The organism is Prevotella histicola (genome assembly GCF_055385135.1).
Genome location: NZ_AP043793.1, coordinates 1,133,587 through 1,151,303 on the forward strand (window position 1 = coordinate 1,133,587; position 17,717 = coordinate 1,151,303).

General features: G+C 40.1%; 18 protein-coding genes, 2 tRNA genes and 4 pseudogenes. 16 read left to right on the plus strand and 8 right to left on the minus strand.

All coding sequences use genetic code 11. From position 1 onward, the window contains the following. Window positions 1-411: 411 nt before the first annotated feature. Window positions 412-846 (minus strand): HU family DNA-binding protein, encoded by a 435-nt coding sequence (locus ACZ48L_RS04695; protein ID WP_025792388.1) that lies wholly within the window; start codon window positions 844-846, stop codon window positions 412-414. 351 nt (window positions 847-1,197) lie between these two features. Between ACZ48L_RS04695 and ACZ48L_RS04700 the strand changes: the two genes are divergently transcribed. From ACZ48L_RS04700 to ACZ48L_RS04730, 7 genes and pseudogenes are all read left to right on the plus strand, one after another. Next, window positions 1,198-1,272 (plus strand) — tRNA-Val (locus ACZ48L_RS04700). Window positions 1,273-1,319: 47 nt separating this feature from the next. Next, a tRNA-Val gene (locus tag ACZ48L_RS04705) sits at window positions 1,320-1,394 on the plus strand. Window positions 1,395-1,549: 155 nt separating this feature from the next. Beyond that, entirely contained in the window at window positions 1,550-2,896 is a 1,347-nt protein-coding gene (purB, locus tag ACZ48L_RS04710; RefSeq protein ID WP_219450747.1) for an adenylosuccinate lyase, read from the plus strand. A gap of 104 nt (window positions 2,897-3,000) precedes the next feature. After that, on the plus strand, window positions 3,001-4,533 hold the full coding sequence (locus ACZ48L_RS04715; RefSeq protein WP_025792389.1) for a pseudouridine synthase: 1,533 nt from the start codon (window positions 3,001-3,003) through the stop codon (window positions 4,531-4,533). A gap of 158 nt (window positions 4,534-4,691) precedes the next feature. After that, window positions 4,692-6,083, plus strand: coding sequence for an asparagine--tRNA ligase (gene asnS, locus ACZ48L_RS04720; RefSeq protein ID WP_025792391.1), 1,392 nt, complete (start codon window positions 4,692-4,694; stop codon window positions 6,081-6,083). A gap of 111 nt (window positions 6,084-6,194) precedes the next feature. Next, window positions 6,195-6,848 carry a YiiX/YebB-like N1pC/P60 family cysteine hydrolase gene (locus ACZ48L_RS04725; protein ID WP_025792393.1) on the plus strand — a complete coding sequence of 218 codons (654 nt, stop codon included), beginning with the start codon at window positions 6,195-6,197 and terminating at the stop codon, window positions 6,846-6,848. A 175-nt stretch (window positions 6,849-7,023) separates the two neighbouring features. After that, window positions 7,024-7,143: pseudogene (locus ACZ48L_RS04730) on the plus strand (IS256 family transposase, variant Zn-binding type); the annotation flags it as partial. A 78-nt stretch (window positions 7,144-7,221) separates the two neighbouring features. Here the strand turns inward: ACZ48L_RS04730 and ACZ48L_RS04735 are convergent. Beyond that, window positions 7,222-7,439: pseudogene (locus ACZ48L_RS04735) on the minus strand (IS4 family transposase); the annotation flags it as partial. Between the two features lie 339 nt (window positions 7,440-7,778). Between ACZ48L_RS04735 and ACZ48L_RS04740 the strand changes: the two are divergent. From ACZ48L_RS04740 to ACZ48L_RS04750, 3 genes are all read left to right on the plus strand, one after another. After that, complete coding sequence (locus tag ACZ48L_RS04740) at window positions 7,779-8,258, plus strand: RNA polymerase sigma factor (RefSeq protein WP_025792394.1); 480 nt, start codon at window positions 7,779-7,781, stop codon at window positions 8,256-8,258. A gap of 13 nt (window positions 8,259-8,271) precedes the next feature. Beyond that, the gene (locus ACZ48L_RS04745) at window positions 8,272-8,889 is read left to right on the plus strand and encodes a hypothetical protein (protein WP_025792395.1); all 618 of its coding nucleotides are present in this window, start codon (window positions 8,272-8,274) and stop codon (window positions 8,887-8,889) included. Between the two features lie 146 nt (window positions 8,890-9,035). Continuing rightward, a complete protein-coding gene (locus ACZ48L_RS04750) occupies window positions 9,036-9,161 on the plus strand; it encodes a hypothetical protein (protein WP_464721957.1) in 126 nt (41 codons plus the stop codon). Here the strand turns inward: ACZ48L_RS04750 and ACZ48L_RS04755 are convergent. Together ACZ48L_RS04755 and ACZ48L_RS04760 are read right to left on the minus strand one after the other, a co-directional pair. Continuing rightward, window positions 9,158-9,307, minus strand: a pseudogene (locus ACZ48L_RS04755) (transposase); the annotation flags it as partial. The gene ACZ48L_RS04750 and the pseudogene ACZ48L_RS04755 sit on opposite strands and share 4 nt — an antisense overlap. Window positions 9,308-9,330: 23 nt before the next feature. Then, window positions 9,331-9,679, minus strand: a pseudogene (locus ACZ48L_RS04760) (IS30 family transposase); the annotation flags it as partial. A 93-nt stretch (window positions 9,680-9,772) separates the two neighbouring features. Between ACZ48L_RS04760 and ACZ48L_RS04765 the strand changes: the two are divergent. Next, window positions 9,773-10,243 carry a transposase gene (locus ACZ48L_RS04765; RefSeq protein WP_148295450.1) on the plus strand — a complete coding sequence of 157 codons (471 nt, stop codon included), beginning with the start codon at window positions 9,773-9,775 and terminating at the stop codon, window positions 10,241-10,243. On the opposite strand, the gene ACZ48L_RS04770 is transcribed toward ACZ48L_RS04765, so the two are convergent. Then, window positions 10,233-10,748, minus strand: coding sequence for a putative signal transducing protein (locus tag ACZ48L_RS04770; RefSeq protein WP_464721958.1), 516 nt, complete (start codon window positions 10,746-10,748; stop codon window positions 10,233-10,235). The two genes, ACZ48L_RS04765 and ACZ48L_RS04770, sit on opposite strands and share 11 nt — an antisense overlap. 358 nt (window positions 10,749-11,106) lie before the next feature. Here ACZ48L_RS04770 and ACZ48L_RS04775 point away from each other — a divergent pair, with 358 nt between their 5' ends. The 5 genes from ACZ48L_RS04775 to ACZ48L_RS04795 all read left to right on the plus strand — a co-directional run bounded on the left by ACZ48L_RS04775 (window position 11,107) and on the right by ACZ48L_RS04795 (window position 14,899). Further along, window positions 11,107-11,262 (plus strand): hypothetical protein, encoded by a 156-nt coding sequence (locus ACZ48L_RS04775; protein ID WP_159102214.1) that lies wholly within the window; start codon window positions 11,107-11,109, stop codon window positions 11,260-11,262. A gap of 908 nt (window positions 11,263-12,170) precedes the next feature. Continuing rightward, a complete protein-coding gene (locus ACZ48L_RS04780) occupies window positions 12,171-12,269 on the plus strand; it encodes a hypothetical protein (protein ID WP_159102215.1) in 99 nt (32 codons plus the stop codon). Window positions 12,270-12,611: 342 nt separating this feature from the next. Next, window positions 12,612-12,806, plus strand: a complete 195-nt coding sequence (locus ACZ48L_RS04785; protein ID WP_044113936.1) for a hypothetical protein — start codon at window positions 12,612-12,614, stop codon at window positions 12,804-12,806. A gap of 179 nt (window positions 12,807-12,985) precedes the next feature. Then, entirely contained in the window at window positions 12,986-13,780 is a 795-nt protein-coding gene (locus tag ACZ48L_RS04790) for a CPBP family intramembrane glutamic endopeptidase (RefSeq protein ID WP_025792401.1), read from the plus strand. A gap of 714 nt (window positions 13,781-14,494) precedes the next feature. Next, window positions 14,495-14,899, plus strand: a complete 405-nt coding sequence (locus tag ACZ48L_RS04795) for an OsmC family protein (protein WP_025792403.1) — start codon at window positions 14,495-14,497, stop codon at window positions 14,897-14,899. A gap of 161 nt (window positions 14,900-15,060) precedes the next feature. On the opposite strand, the gene ACZ48L_RS04800 is transcribed toward ACZ48L_RS04795, so the two are convergent. From ACZ48L_RS04800 to ACZ48L_RS04810, 3 genes are all read right to left on the minus strand, one after another. Beyond that, window positions 15,061-15,945, minus strand: coding sequence for a tRNA threonylcarbamoyladenosine dehydratase (locus ACZ48L_RS04800; RefSeq protein ID WP_025792405.1), 885 nt, complete (start codon window positions 15,943-15,945; stop codon window positions 15,061-15,063). An 81-nt stretch (window positions 15,946-16,026) separates the two neighbouring features. Further along, window positions 16,027-16,896, minus strand: coding sequence for a CvfB family protein (locus ACZ48L_RS04805; protein ID WP_025792406.1), 870 nt, complete (start codon window positions 16,894-16,896; stop codon window positions 16,027-16,029). Window positions 16,897-16,991: 95 nt separating this feature from the next. After that, window positions 16,992-17,699 carry an ABC transporter ATP-binding protein gene (locus ACZ48L_RS04810; RefSeq protein ID WP_008823969.1) on the minus strand — a complete coding sequence of 236 codons (708 nt, stop codon included), beginning with the start codon at window positions 17,697-17,699 and terminating at the stop codon, window positions 16,992-16,994. Window positions 17,700-17,717 lie beyond the last annotated feature (18 nt).

Below are 17,717 nucleotides of genomic sequence, written 5' to 3' on the forward strand. Positions count from 1 at the left end.
ACGATTTTTAGAGTATTATCCCTAATAGTTTTAAGTTTCTTATTATATCCGCGATAAACGAATTCTAACCTCATACACAGTCTATTCAATCTGTATATATAGAGGAAGTGCTATATTACCGAGTGCAAATATATACAAAATACTTTTAACATCAAAGAAAAACAGTAAAAATCTTGCGAAAACAAGAACAATAAAGAGGGAATATCAAATATTTTGGAGACTAAATGATAGATATCATCTTTCAGTTTGCTTATTATCTACATAAACGAAAGACGAATATCCAAAAGTATAAGAAGCTTCTGCCTAATCCCTTTATCACTAGAGAAAACAAAAACTCTTGACTTTATACATAAAGCCAAGAGAAATCTTATAAAAATACAAGTTAACCCCAACACATTTTATAGAAGGGGATTACTCATCGTCTTCGTCATCATATTCAGGCTCTGCCCACTCTACACGTGCACCATACGCAAGATTCTGGTTCTTCTTTCCCGTACGCGCATTACGTGTACTGGTAGGTACAAAACGACACTTCACATTCTTCACATGTGTTTTAATATCAAAGTCTTCTGGATTATCAACAGGTTCGCTCTCTACCGTCAGGTGGAATCGTCCCAACCCCTCAAGTGCCACTGTTTCACCTTCACGCAGTCGATAAGAGATCTCATCAACCAAAGCAATAACAAGTCCACGAACGTCACCACGGGAGAAAGAAGTGTTCTCTTGAATGGAATCAGCAAGTTCTTCAGTCGTAACAACACCTGTACTCACCGTACGAGCATACCACTTTCCAGCACCTTTCTTATCTTTAAATTTACTTTGCTCTAATCTTATTTCTACAGCCATAATATTACTTTTAATATGAATTTTGCCCTAAAAGACTTTGCAAAAATAGCAAAAATAATCAATTCAACAAAGGAAAATAAACTATTTTATAAAACAGTTAAATCTATATATTTGACTAATTACATATGGATATGGCGTTGACCAATGAGAAAAAAGATTACTTTATCATTATAAATTAAGGTGTAACAAAAGTTACAACATCAAAGTCATCCAACGGCAATCTACATCACATAAGCCCTCAACAATAGATGTTTTATCTTTCAACAAATAAGTTTTCAAACAAATAAATTAGCAATTGCTTGCTAGATTGAAAAACATTCCTTACCTTTGCACCCGCCTTACAGAAAGTAAGGGCGTTTAGCTCAGCTGGTTTAGAGCATCTGCCTTACAAGCAGAGGGTCGGCGGTTCGAATCCGTCAACGCCCACAAGGGGTGTTTCCCTGTAGCCTTTCGGGGCTGCAGGGGATTTTAAGGGGCGTTTAGCTCAGCTGGTTTAGAGCATCTGCCTTACAAGCAGAGGGTCGGCGGTTCGAATCCGTCAACGCCCACCTTTAATATTAGATAGAGATGACTTTGTAACATTTGTTGCAAAGTTTTTTGTTTTTAGCATCCTACACAGCTTTCTTTTTCATATTATTATTGGTTTTTCTTGCGTATTTACTGATTTTATTGCTAAATTTGCACCATATTAATCAATATCGTTATGACCCTTGACACTTTAACAGCCGTATCTCCTATTGACGGTCGCTATAGAAGTAAGACCGAATGTCTTGCCGACTATTTCTCTGAGTATGCTTTAATTCGCTATCGCGTACGCGTAGAAATCGAATACTTCATCACCCTATGCGAATTACCTCTTCCACAACTGAAAAGCTTTGATTCATCGCTTTTTAAGCGTCTACGGGAGATTTATAGTAAATTCGACGAGAATGATGCGGCTCGTGTAAAGGATATTGAGAAGATAACAAACCATGATGTTAAGGCTGTAGAATATTTTATAAAAGAAGAGTTCGACAAGATTGGAGGATTAGAACCTTACAAGGAATTCATCCACTTCGGCTTAACATCACAGGACATTAATAATACCAGCGTTCCGCTTTCTATCAAAGAAGCACTTGAGGACGTGTATTATCCACAGGTAGAAGAGCTAATCTCTCAACTAAAAGATTATGCTACAGAGTGGGAAAATGTTCCAATGTTAGCAAAGACACATGGTCAACCAGCCTCCCCTACTCGCTTAGGAAAGGAGATTGAAGTCTATGTCTATCGTCTTAACGAGCAACTCACATCATTACGTAACTGTAAGCTGACAGCTAAGTTTGGTGGAGCAACAGGTAACTACAATGCCCACCATGTTGCTTATCCACAGTATGATTGGAAAGCTTTTGGTAACCGGTTTGTAAGTGAGAAACTAGGGTTGGAGCGTGAGCAGTGGACAACACAGATCAGCAACTATGATCACTTAGGAAGCATCTTTGATGCCATACGCCGTATCAACACCATCATCATCGACCTTGACCGTGACTTCTGGATGTACATCTCTATGGAATATTTCAAGCAGAAGATTAAAGCTGGTGAGGTTGGGTCAAGTGCTATGCCACATAAGGTGAACCCTATTGATTATGAAAACAGTGAAGGTAACCTTGGTATCGCCAATGCTATCCTTCAGTTCCTGGCACAAAAGTTGCCAGTTAGTCGTCTACAACGTGACCTAACAGACTCTACCGTATTGCGCAACGTTGGTGTTCCTCTCGGACATAGTGTCATTGCCATTCAGAGTACACTGAAAGGATTGCGCAAACTGATTCTCAATGAAGAGAAGTTAAGTGAGGATCTCGATAACACATGGGCTGTTGTTGCAGAAGCTATTCAGACCATTTTACGCCGTGAAGCTTACCCACACCCCTATGAGGCTCTAAAAGCTCTCACTCGAACGAATAAGAAAATGAATGAGGAAACCATCCATGAATTCATAAAAACCCTTAATGTCAGCGACAGTGTAAAGGCAGAATTAATGGCAATTACCCCACATAATTATACAGGTATTTAGAACAAACAACTCCGGTTAATATGGAGTAAGAATATAAACCAATAACAATATTTTTAGTATTTGGCCGTGAGGCTGATAATTTCAACATTAAAGTAAGAACAACTATGGCAGAAGAATTCGAGAACAAAGAAGTTCAATCTGAGCAAAATGAGAATAGCCGAGATGGCTATTCAGCAGCCGAACAAGGCAGCTACCAAAGAGAGTACCGTGCAGCTGGACGTCCACAACGTCCACGTATTCACACACAGCGTGCTTACAGCACTGACAATTCAAGCAATAACAACGAGGAAGGCGGATTCCGTCCTGAGGGCTTTGGCTCTGGTTTACAGAGTACTGGACGCCCACAGCAAGGAAGTTATCGTCCACGCCAGAACAATTATGGTGGCTATAACAATCGCGGTGGCTATAACAGTCGTCCGCAGCAACAGGGTAGCTATCGTCCTCGTTACAACAATAACAATGGTGAAGAAGGTGGTTATCAGCCACGCCAAGCTGGATACAACAACCGCGGTGGATACAACAATCGTCCACAACAGGGAGGTTATCGCCCCCGTTATAATAATGAGGAGGGTGGTTATCAGCCACAAGCCTATCGTCCACGCTACAACGCTAATGCTGGTGTAGAAGGAGAAGAAGGCAATAACGGTTTCCAAGCACAGCAAGGTAGCTATCAACCACGTCAAGGAGGATATCAGAACCGTGGTGGGTATAATAACCATGGCGGGTATCAGAACCGTGGTGGATACAATAATCGCGGCGGTTATAACAATCGTGGTGGTTATAATAACCGTGGTGGATACAATAACCGTGGCGGTTACAACCAAGGTGGATACCGTCAGCGCACCGCTGATTATGATCCAAATGCAAAATATTCAATGAAGAAACGCATTGAATATAAGGAAGAGAATTTCGATCCAAACGAGCCAATTCGTTTGAATAAGTATCTGGCTAACGCTGGCGTTTGTTCACGCCGTGAAGCTGATGAGTTCATCTTATCCGGTGCTGTCACCGTAAACGGTGAGGTCGTTAAGGAACTTGGAAGCAAGGTTCTGCGTACTGATGTCGTACTCTTCCAAGAGAAACCAGTATCTTTAGAGAAGAAAGTATACGTTCTTCTGAACAAGCCAAAGGATTATGTTACGACAAGTGACGATCCTCAGCAGCGTAAGACTGTTATGGATCTTGTGAAGAATGCATGTCCAGAGCGTATCTATCCTGTAGGACGTTTGGACCGTAACACAACAGGTGTATTGCTTCTTACAAACGATGGTGACCTTGCTTCTAAGCTCACACATCCTAAGTTCTTAAAGAAGAAGGTTTATCACGTATTCCTTGACAAGCCTGTTACAGCAAACGACCTTCAGAAGATCTCTGATGGTATCGAGCTTGAAGATGGTGAGATAAAGGCTGACGCTATTGAATATGCTAGTCCTGACGACTTAACACAGGTTGGCATTGAGATTCACAGTGGAAAGAACCGTATCGTTCGTCGTATCTTCGAGAGTCTTGGCTATCGTGTTGTAAAGCTTGATCGTGTACAGTTCGCTGGTCTAACAAAGAAGAACGTACGTCGCGGTGATTGGCGTTTCCTTACTGAGAAGGAAGTCGATATGTTGCGCATGGGTGCGTTTGAATAGAAGCCTCCCCCAAGCCCCTCCGAAGGGAGGGGGTGTGAGAGGATAAACGAGGATAAAGACTTCTACCATAAACTTCTAAGGAAAGGATGTATAAAGAGGTTCTCTCTCTCATCCTTTTCCTTTAAGTCTGTTGAGAAGTCCTAATTACAATACAAAAGATGAAAAGAACAAAAGTCGTCGATGCACTTGCATGCACCGACTTTGGTAAAGATATTAATGTAAAGGGTTGGGTTCGCTCACATAGAAGTAGCAAGGCTGTTGACTTCATTGCACTGAATGATGGTTCTACAATTAAGAACATCCAGATAGTTGTTGATCCTTCTACAATCGAAGAAGAAAAACTGAAGAGCATCACAACAGGTGCTTGCATCAGCGTAATCGGCACGCTTGTAGAGAGTCAGGGAGCTGGTCAGACATCAGAGATACAGTGTAAAGAGATTGAGATCTACGGTCTTTGCCCAAGCGACTACCCTATGCAGAAGAAGGGACAGAGCTTCGAGTATATGCGTAAGTATGGCCACATGCGTCTGCGCACAAATACTTTCGGTGCTGTCTTCCGTATTCGCCATAACATGGCAATTGCTATCCACAAGTACTTCCACGACCATGGTTTCTATTATTTCCACACTCCATTGATTACTGGTAGTGATGCTGAGGGTGCTGGAAATATGTTCCAGGTAACAACGTTAGACCTTGATCGTATTGCAAAGAATGGTGAGGTTGATTACAGTGCTGACTTCTTCGGAAAACGCACAAACCTTACTGTATCTGGACAGTTGGAGGGTGAACTGGGTGCTACGGCACTTGGTGCTATCTATACTTTCGGTCCTACCTTCCGTGCAGAGAACTCTAATACGCCTCGTCACTTGGCAGAGTTCTGGATGGTTGAGCCAGAAGTTGCTTTTATTGACAAGGACGAACTGATGGATCTTGAGGAAGACTTCATCAAATACTGCGTTCGCTGGGCTCTTGAGCACTGTAAGGACGACCTTGAGTTCCTTAACAAGATGATTGACAAGGGGCTGATTGCTCGCCTAGAGGGTGTACTCAAGGAGGACTTTGTTCGCTTAACTTACACTGAAGGTATAGAGATTCTGCAGAAGGCTGTTGCTGATGGTGTGAAGTTTGAGTTCCCAATCACAGGTTGGGGAATGGATCTCAGTAGTGAACACGAGCGTTATCTCGTTGAGGAATACTTCAAGCGTCCTGTTATCATGACTGATTATCCAAGCGAAATCAAGTCGTTCTATATGAAGAAGAATCCTGACGGCAAGACCATGCAGGGAACAGACGTTCTCTTCCCACATATCGGTGAGATCATTGGTGGCTCTGTTCGTGAAGAAAATTACGACAAGTTGCTCACGGAGATAGATAACCGCGGTATGAAGCGTGAGGTATATGATTGGTATCTTGATACTCGTAAGTACGGTACTTGCCCACATGGTGGTTTCGGACTTGGCTTCGAGCGTCTCATCCTCTTCGTTACTGGTATGCAAAACATCCGTGACGTAATTCCGTTTGCACGTACTCCGAAGAACGCTGAGTTCTAAGGATAAGATAACAGAAGGCGACTATCCACTATGGATGGTCGCCTTTTTATTCACCAATAGGTACAGTCCTGACGAAACTTAAAACAAAACTTACATAAAAGAAAAACTATTATGAGACTGAAAAAAATCGTATCAAACCTCCTCTTATTATGCTTTATCCTCTTAGTGGGTTGCTCAGCAGACTCTTTCCAAGGCGATGACATCTCATTGAAGAACCTACATGAAGGTGACTTAATGTTTGTCGTGAAAGAAACAAGTAACCCTATCACAGATGCAACACAGGGAATTGACGGACTGAAGATTGACCATGTGGCTATCTACCATCATACGGATAGTGCTGATTACGCATTAGAAGCAATTGGCAAAGGGGTAGTACTCACTCCACTGACAGCCTTTCTCAACCGTACGAAAGGGAAAGAAGGGAAACCACTCGTCGCAGTAGGAAGGGTTATTACTGACTGTGACATGAATACTTCTATGAAACGCGCATTGAGTTATGTCGGCAGACCTTACGATCATTTCTATATGCCGGACGATAAAGAAATCTATTGTAGTGAACTGGTCCAAAAGTCGTTTGTCGACCATCATGGGCTTCCGGTATTCCCCACTATTCCCATGTCATTCCATGATAAAGACGGAAAGATATTAGATTCCTGGAAACAATTTTATGCTTTCTATCACCGCGAAGTACCCGAAGGAGAACCCGGCACTAATCCTGGACAGCTATCACGTGATAAAGCTGTAAAGGTTACCTATGCATTTTGAAGATTAATCTTTGGGGAACTATCCATCTGAGAGGTCTTCAAAACATCTCTACACTTCCCAAAAGATAAGCTGTAATCACAATATAAGTTTTAAATTCATTTGCTGTCATTTTAACATTTCACCCTAAAAAACAGTATGCTAAGCACTTAAACTGATATTTAGGGTGACAGAAGTGACAGCAAATTTATTAGAAGGATTTAACTCATAATTTAAAAGAACACTATATAATCATAATGGATTGAATGAACCTAACAAGAAGAAGTTTGTAGATGGATTCATAAAGACAAAAAAGTAGGCTGGAATAACCAGCCTACCAAATGTCCATTACTAAAACCCGAGAGGTTTTCAGCCTACCAAATGTCCATTACGCCTGCTTGCATATACTGTAGATGCTCTCACCCACAATGCGAAATAGGCAAAGAGAAAGGACCAACTCCGAAGCGGAAACTCCGTCATGTTTCTCCTATGAAAGGCGAGGCAACAGGTGTCCGATGCCAAACTTACCAAAAGATGAAATAAATCATCACTCATTCGAGCTTTAATACTTGAAAGTTTGGATAACTCACTTATTTTCTCTATTTTTGCTTCCATAACAGTTTTGTTGTCTTGTCTTTAAAATCAGTTCTTTAGCGATTAAAGAATTTACAAAGAAAATTCGACAAACTATTATTTTTCTATCTATTTATTAGGGTGGAAAACTTTAGTTAGATAAGAATTCCTAGGCAAGTCCTCCTGCAAATTTAACAGTCGATACATCGGCTACAAGGTGTTGGACAGAATCACTATTGCAGCTACCATCTTCAAGCTTACGTTTAAACATTAATTATGGTGGACAATAGTTCTATCTAAATGCGCATTTTTTATGTAATTTTGTAGTTTTTCGTTATGGCATTGCGTCTAACGAATATAAAGCATTAAAATAAGAACAACATGGACGACAATCAAAAACTATTTTCAGTTATGGTCCAACAGAACAAAACTACCATTTTTACCGTGTGCTATATGTTCTCGAAAGATCAAGAAGAAGTGAACGATTTGTTTCAAGAGGTGGTCATCCGCCTGTGGCAGGGTTTCGACAAATATAAGGGAGATAGCAAAGAAAGAACTTGGATCTATCGTGTGGCTCTCAATACATGTATCTCCTTTGACCGGAAAAAACGACGCCATAATAAAAAGCAGGTTTATACGGGGGATGAGCTCTTCGGTTGCAACGAACGCGACACCCAACAGAAAGAAATTCTACATAAGCGCATCACACAGCTCTGCCCACTCGACCGCGCCATAGTCTTGCTCTGGCTCGAAGACATTAGCTATGAGGAGATCGGCTCCATAATCGGCATAACGGCAAAGAACGTGAGCGTGCATCTATACCGCATTAGAGAACAGCTCAAAAACATGTCTAACGATTAAACACAACAACACTATGAATACGACTGTTGCACCCCAAGATTTCATTGAACTCCATGAGATGAAAGAGCAGTTGCATATACTGCAAGAAAAAATTCAGAAAGAGGTTACTATAAACAATACACTGATCCAAGAGTCGATGAAACACAAAATGTCTTGGATCAAGAAACTCTTTTGGATGGAAGTTGTAATTGCTCCTTTTGGAATCTTAGCCTGGTTAAATATAGTAAAGGCGTGCCATCTCTCTTGGTGGACCTTTGGATTCTTTACCGCTATGCTGTTGATATGTTTATTTTTCGATTATGTAATCAACTTAAACACCCTTCGGGATGAGGACTACCAGAGGGATAACCTCATTGAAACCTCAAAGAAATTGGTGCGCATGAAGCGACTACGAAAGATAGAGTATATTGCCACGTATCCCTTGGGGAGCGTATGGCTGGGATGGGCTGCCTTTGAGATGTGGCAGCAGGTAAATCTTCAACATAATGAAGTTCTCAGCCAACAAGTAGGAATAGTGTATGTGGTGCTCATTGCTTTAGCAGCGTTTGTTGGTTTTTACTTATACCACAAGATGCAACACACTAATGATGAGCTTATTGAACAGATCAAAAGCGTCACAACCAATAGTTAGCTGTTTGTTGTATTTTTCAGAATAATATGATCTACCCATCATAAGTGAAATGGCTCCATTCAATTCAGGTTTGTGCACCCTTATCGCCATACTGCTCAGCAGTCTGCCCTGTCAGGATTGCTTAGCTCAATGTACGTTAGGCGGGCATGTCTACAATAAGGATGGACACCATTGGTGGGGCAACTGTCAGCGTGATTTCGAGACAAGACAGTATCGTGGCACAGGTCATGACCGACAGTATAGGTGGATATATTTTTGGGTTCTTCCGTTAAATGCGTAGACGCCTATCATGCAATGCATATAGCCTTAATGTGAAGTATTCCTCATTTCTGAATCCATATATCTGTCTTTTCAGAACCTTTATTTTATTGTTAATGCCTTCAATTGTTCCATTTGTTATATAATGGTCATACCACGCAGAGTCAACCAGCAAGTGCAAAATTACAAAACATGTTTAAAGAACTCACACTTTGGAGTAGAAAAGTTTAATTTTTTCTCTTGGTCTTTCGTTCAAATTCTTTTGTATGGACATAATTCTCTTGTCCGTATAGTTATCAAACGAATCCTTTTTAGGTATATACTGCCTGATTAATTTGTTTGTATTCTCAACAGTTCCCTTTTGCCATGAACAATATGGGTCAGCGAAGTACACTGGCACGCCTATGTATTTGGTGATGTCCTTATATGCCGCAAATTCAGGTCCGTTATCTGTTGTAATTGTCTTCAGGCTGTTCTTGTATGGCAGCAGTAGTTTCCTAACCACCTTTACCAGAGGCTTTGACAGTTTTCCAATATGAGAGACCCTATAATCCGAAGTATCCTGTGGTGTGCTTGGATGAAAAGCCATATCAGTTGTTGAGGTGAGGTACGTGAACTTCTCCCCATGCGGCTGAGAACCGACAAGAAAGTTGATTCGGAATATAAGCGCAATGGCACTTGCAGCATCTTCGGGTGTGTTGAGCCTCTCGGCGGATGGCACCTAGTCTGTATGCGAAAGTACCGAACTGCAACAGACAGGGTCGAAGAAATAAAATATTTGGTCGAATGCTACCCTGAGGCGAACAAAATAGTCCTTGTCATGGACTACCTCAACACTCATAAGGTTTCCTCCCTCTACAAACGGTACAACCCCGAGGAGGCACAGCGCTTCAGAAATAAGCTGAAGATTCATTACACTCCTAAACATGGCAGTTTACTTGATATTGCAGAAATAGAATTGACCCTGACGACCCGTCAATGCTTGAACAGAAGAATTGACAATCTAGATACCCTCCGAAAGGAACTGTCTGCATGGGAGTTGGAGAAACTCGATGAGAGGGAAAAAGTATACAAAATCAAGTCACTTATTTCTTGAACTTTTTGCCACATTCGGCACATTTATAGAATTGGCTGCTAGGTTTGGGTACTACCAGCAAGATGCCTCCTAACATGACGAACGGAGATATAACAAGACAATATAGACTGATTGATACAAGAGCCTCTATAAAATTTGGAAGAAAAATGCCGATGCATCCAAGAACAATCAAGGCTACACCGATAAAAGATGTGGCCCTTGATCTCTTGCCTTCTTCTTTTTTTAATGCTACAACATTTTCGCTACCACAATTGGGACACCAAGGTAACTGTTTGGTACGTGCCTCATTTATCTCCTTAAGAATGCGTAGACTTTGCACAAAGTCTTTTTTGCACACTCTCACCTCAATCCCTGGATTTGATCCGTAGGCGCCATAAACTGGGTCGTCTAGTTCATCATGGAGCGATGAGCTTATGCCTTCTTCGGCCAATTTCGATACAATTTCATCAGCCATGATAGTGTTACTACACTTTGTTAAGTTAACAGTTTCAATATTTTTTTTCATGTTGTATTAATTTCCGCTATGGCGAAAAAGCTAAGACCATACGCTGATAGTAAAGCTAAGACCATACGCTGATAGTAATTGATTATTATTTACTAAAGTTTTTCACTCCAAAAAGTGACTTAAAATATGCGCGCGAGTCGATATGTGGCCTCTTTGCTAATCTAAAAGTGATCCCTGCAGGTCACGTCTGCAAAGGTATAAAATTTATTCTATCTTTTATCTTTTTTGATTAAAATAGTAACTATTCAGCAATCCATTCTCTCCAAATCTCCGTCCATCGTTGGATCAGAGTTATTGCAAACTAAGGTTAGGTTATACTTTAAAGAAAGTACCTGACAGAACTGGACAAGGAGCAGGAATGGTCGAAGCAAGTTGCAGACCTGCTGCGGAAGGTCATACACGAAGAAACGCACGACCAAGCGAAACTATAAACAAGCAAACGTGGCTTGACGAACTTGTTGAGCTACTGAAAGTGAACTTGACGCACCTGAAGGATAACTTCGAGAAACTGTGAAAGGGGGCCTGCAAATGCCGAGATTATATCTTCAACTTCCTTGAAAGCCCAATGATTCCTCTGATAACAAAGCCAACGAAAGAGGGATAAGGAAACTGAAAATCAAACAGAAAATATCGGGTACGTTTGGATTCGACAATGGCGATGCCTTCTTTGCCATACACTCCATTGCCGATAACACCTGGAAAAATAATCAATCACAACTCAGTGCACTATGTATTATCTTGTCTTAATAGGATAATACAGTGGTATACCCTATGAGCTATTGCTGAATAGTTACGACTTTCTCCACAACACAAAAATAGGTTGTATCCTAACCCATTGATTTCCCTAATCACAATATAAGTTTTAAATTCATTTGCTGTCATTTTAACATTTCATCCTAAAATACAGTATGCTAAGTACTTATACTGTTATTTAGGGTGATAGAAGTGACAGCAAATTTATTCTCAACAAAATAAACTTCCACAGTACTGATTCAGATGTTATAGGGAAGATAAGTCGGAAATAACTTCCCGAATCAGATTGGTTTGACTAATTGCAAGAAATAGGTCTCACCCATTTATCGCAAAACAACATAGGCTTTTCACGTTGTTTGACACGCTACTTACAAAATATTGGTAAGAGCTAAGCCTCAGCACAATTAGTGCTAACGCCCAGCACCATATGTGCTGGGCGTTAGCACTGAGGTAAAAGCATGGAAACCCCAATATTAACGAGAAAGGAGAAATAATTCAATGGATGTTACGCTTTGAAACACAGATGGTAGATACCCATTGAAAGACAAACACTTCACGAAGAAATTCTTCGTCAAGCTCTTTACAGAGAAAAGCATATATATCACAAAGCCTGTTTCAAGCACTCTTAATTAATGTGATATAGATATGATAACAAAACTACACAAAAAAATGAAGAAGTATCTTTTTCTATTACAGGACAGGATTATGCTACGCAAAAGGTCTACTGTTGAAACTATGAATAATAACTTAAGAATATATGTCATATAGAGAACATACAGGACGCAGAAGTTCTGGCAACTTTGTAACTAATCTTATCTCTGCACGCATTTCGTATCAACTAATGCTCAAAAAGCCAACAATGACATTGAAATCATAGACAAAAGCAAGCTAATTGCATAAAGATTATACAGAACTTTGGTTGTTATATGGAAAGATCAGGACAGTCTGGACCTTTTGCATATCGAACATAACCCAAACTAACGTATAATGTAAAAGAATATTATCCAACCAAATAGATTCTGAGAAAACTACAATGTTAAAACACGTATAATGCATTTTTATTGTACTAAATCTTCCCTTGATACGATGTCAGAGAGATATGTGAAGAGGATGATAGCCAAACTAGCTTCTCTGGGTAAGACTGTCATATCAATCGCACACCGCTTTAGTACAATCATGGATGCCAAGCATATCATCCTCTTGGCAAAAGACAAGGTAGTAGCTGAGGGTACTCATCAGGAATTGCTTAAGACTTCTGAAGACTATCGTAAATTGTGGAGTGATCAGAATGATGAAATTGACTGATATTTATGTAGAGTTAGGTTTCTAGATGTTTGGCTGTTCAAATTTATAGTTGTAACTTTGTGACGCCAAAAGAAAGCATACTCAAGTTTGGCCTTCATCTTTCCTCAATTAAGGTAAGATAGTACGTTTGGTAAAGTTCAGAGACAGCCTGCCCTTATAACCAATTATAATAAATTAATATGAATAAATTCTCTAAAATAGGATTTGAATATTTATTTATGTTCATTGCATTTACGCAATTGGCAGTACCTTTATTAAGCATATGTTGCGTTCTGATAGTTCAATTGATATATCCTTTTACCAAACCTATTAAGGATATAATTGATACCACTATATCTTTGTCTTTAGTTATTGGAAATTTCTTATTATTTCTGTTTATAGTTTATCGTTTACGTCATCATTTTAGATACAGAAAATTTTCACGCCATTATTTTGGTAGGGACATATTACTTTATGTTCTCATCCTTGCAATATGCTTCCCAATGTGGAACTATTTTATCAGTGATTTGTTTCCACTTCCAGACTTCGATAGTGAAGTTATCTCTAAAATAAGTAACACTTCTTATTTCGGTTCTTTAGCCATTTGTATAGTTGGTCCTTTTGTTGAAGAATTTGTCTTAAGAGGGTCACTTGAGAGAATGATTTTGAAAGGGAACAAAGGCAGACCTTGGCTGGCAATACTAATCTCCGCCGCAGTATTTGGTGTAATGCATGTTAATCCAGCACAAATTTCATATTCCTTTTTGTCAGGGATTCTTTACGGGTGGATATATTTTAAACTGAAGAGTGTTTGGCCTTCCGTTATTTTGCATTCAATCAATAATTCGATAATTATGATTCTTATCCAATTTTTCCCGAATGACGACCGTTTGATAGATATTTTTAATGGGAATACAATGATAATGTGCATAACTTTATCTTTCACATTAATCCTATTTATTTATAGCCTGATAAAAATAGAAGTTAGAGTTTAACTCAGCTTGCAGCCTTTATACTGTTTAAGAAGTCTATTGTGACTTTTTTACCTCAGTTTCTCTTCCTATATCTATTTTTAGCTTTAGGATATAGAAGACATCATATGTCCTCTTTTCTCGTACAGAGCCTAAAAAAGTGCCGCGCTTGCCAAATTCATCTTTGTTCAAGACAAAAACTCTAAGACTAAGCACATATGAAGCAGAATGCCGACTATGCTCTTACCCCTTGATATCGTGCAGCATTTGCCACTCAATAGCATAGTTAGCAGCTCAGTAGAAAAAAGGTGGGGAAATTTTCTTAATTAATATATTTTTCTTTCCTTTGTATCATGGAAGAAAAATATCATCGAAGTTCTACAATATTAAAGGCAGAAAACTTATTACCTAATTGAAAATTAACATGAAAGGAGCGTTAATGAGTGTTTCAGACAGACTTTTACTCAGAAAAAGAACCACGCAAAGAAATTCTGCTATTCTGTTCTATTTTAAACTTTCCTGTCATTTCTGTCACTCTAATATTGACTACAAACCACTGATAATAAGCCTTATGCAGAAAATGTTAAAAGTGACAGCAAACTAAATAAAAAATAACTAGGGTACTTAGATTATAAATACTATCTTTGTTTTATCTATTTTCTTTTATTATCTTTGTAGAGAACATATAACCATTATTAGCCAACTAAAGTATTATTACTAATTCTAAAAATTATAATTATGACAGTTACAAAAGCAGTTTATCAAGGGAAAGGACGTGTTGAAGCAACGCATGTTAGGTCTGCAATAACCATAAAGACAGATGCTGGTAAAGCAGTAGGAGGATTAGGTGAGAATCAGAATCCTGTTGAGTTATTAGGCAATGCACTGGCAGCATGTGCTCTGACCATGATGGGACTACAGGCAGAACGTGGTGGAGTAGATTTTTCAGGTTGCTATGCTGAGGTAGGTCAGATAGAAGAAGATATGGAGGCTTTCGCTGTTACACGTATTCCAATCACCTTCCACCTGAAGGCTTCATTTGACGATAAACAACGTAAAAAGTTTGAGCATATCGCTCATAAGACTTGTTTTGTTGGCAATACGCTAACGGCAAAGAAAGACTTCACCTTCGTTTACGAGTAAACTCGTAATACAATTTGAAGTTAAATAGCATAAACTACAAAAGGGTATTTGGAGATTGAAACATCACCAAATACCCTTTTAGTTTCTTATATAGTCTTAGGATTATGTCTTTTCAACGATGACAGAAAGGCTTATTCTCCTTAATAATAAAATATAAATCATTACTTATTCTCCGCAACCTTCTCTGCTTTGAGCCGTTTGTGCTCCTCCAGCATCTTTGCAGCACGCTCACGAGCGATACGTGCAGGCTCACTTGTAGCTTCTTCTTCAGGACGAATACGCATAGTATGGGCTATATTGACAAGATCTTTCACTGCTTCTCCACCTGCTATTAGCCCTGCAGCAGCAGGAACCCACGCATTAGAACTGGGGATTGTGTGACGATCGGTACACTTACGCATATCTTTATCAGGGCAGATACAGTGGAAACGACAAGAGATTTCAGGCTGTTCTATACTCTCAAGCGGTTCTTCTGGACTGTACACCACCTTCAGATGCTTAATCTTTGTCTTACGAAGTTTCTTACGAATCACCTTTGCCAGTGGGTCGTTGATTGTCTTGAAGATGTCAGTAACACGGAATTGCGTAGCATCCAGCTTATAAGCTGCACCCATACAAGAAAGCAATGGGATGTTCAACTCATGACAACGATAGATGAGATCAAGCTTTGCCGTTACAGTATCGATGCAATCAACGACATAGTCATAGTGTGAGAAGTCGAATTGGTCAGCATTGTCGGGTAAATAGAAGGTTTGATATTTCCGTACGATACAACGAGGATTGATGGTATGAATACGCTCTTCTGCCACGTCCACCTTGTGTTTTCCCACTGTCCGAGTGGTTGCAAGAAGCTGTCGGTTGACGTTCGTAAGACAGACACGGTCGTCATCAATAACATCAATAGCCCCCACGCCACTGCGTGCCAATACCTCCACAACATAACCTCCGACGCCTCCAACACCAAAGACAGCCACTCGACTACCATTCAAGGTATCAATAGCTGGCTTACCAAGGAGGAGTTGTGTTCTTGAAAATTGATTCTGCATTATATTTTATTATCCTTTTTTGAACTGCAAAGATACGACTTTTAAACTGCAAAGATACGACAAAAAAGCGAGTTAGAAGAATCATTTCTCGTTGACTAAACGTATAGACAATGGTTCAACGGTGATGAGTCGGCGCTTGTAAAGGTCGCCAATAGCCCGCTTATAAACCTTCTTCGACACTTGGAAACGACGTTTGATATCTTCTGCCTCACTCTTATCACCAAGGTCGCAGATACCATTATGCTCACGGAGATACTGGAGAAGCACCTCAGCAAAGTCCTCTGTATGCTGCTGCCCAGTAGGTTGAAGCGTACAATCAATCTTTCCATCAGGGCGAACTGTAGATATATAACCCTTCAATCGGTTGCCAGTATGAACATATTGGAACACCTGATCTTCATAGATAAGACCAGGATACTGGTTATCAACAATCACCTTAAAGCCAAGATCTGTCTTCTGCCATACGAGAAGATCAACCTCCTGCCCATGCTTATAATCACGTGGTCGATGCTCGTCAAGGTAATGTTCCACCTTAGCAGATGCCACAAGGCGATAACTATCCTCATCCAAATGGATATGCACAATATATGAGTTACCCATTACCATACGCTTCTTCTGTTCACGGAAAGGACAGAAGAGGTCTTTCATCACACCCCAAGAGAGAAATGCACCATACTCATTGACCCACGAACACTCCAAATAAGCAAAATCACCCACCTGTGCTAAGGGTTCTTCTGTGGTCGCAATAGGACGTTCCTCTTGGTCAAGATAGACAAACACTTCTATCTCATCACCGATCTCTGTACCTTCTGGTACATATTTCTGAGGCATAAGAATCTCACCTTCTGGTCCTCCATCGAGGTAAAGACCAAATGGTTCACCATTGCCTTCACGTAAGGCAACCTTTAATACCGTGAGCGTGTTATATGCTCCAAGCTTTATTTTAGACATAATAACCCTTTATAGTTGAAGACAAGATAATCTCTTATAAGACAGAGTAACATAGGAACAACATGCCTAAGTAACAGACTTATCATTCTAAGAACCTATTCATTCTCTATTTCGACAGTAGCACTCCCCTCCTTTCGGAGGGGTTGGGGGAGGCTTTCTATCATACCATCTTTAAGATGTATTGTTCTATCTGTGATGTGTGCGAGCCCCTCATCGTGTGTAACAATGACGAAAGTCTGACCGAACTTATCACGTAAATCGAAGAAGAGTTGATGCAACTCTTGTTTGTTCTTTGTGTCCAAGCTACCTGAAGGCTCGTCTGCAAGGATGACAGCAGGATTGTTTACCAATGCTCGAGCTACTGCTACACGTTGCTTTTCACCACCTGATAGTTCGTTTGGCTTATGACTTGAACGGTCACTTAAGCCCATAAACTCTAATAGTTCCTCAGCTCTCTGACGTGCTTCCTTCGTATTCTTACCTGCAATATAAGCTGGAATCATGATGTTCTCAAGGGCAGTGAACTCTGGTAAGAGCTGATGAAACTGGAAGACAAAGCCGAGATGTTGGTTACGAAAGTCGCTCAACTTCCCCGTTGAAAGACGCCCAACGTCAACACCATCTACGATAACAGAGCCATCATCAGGCTTGTCCAACGTACCGATAATCTGTAATAAAGTGGTCTTACCAGCACCAGAAGGGCCGACAATACTCACCACTTCACCTTTATTAATATGCAAGTCGATACCCTTCAGCACCTGAAGTGAACCGAAACTCTTGGTTATATTCTTAATATCTATCATAGTCTTGTTTTATATTAA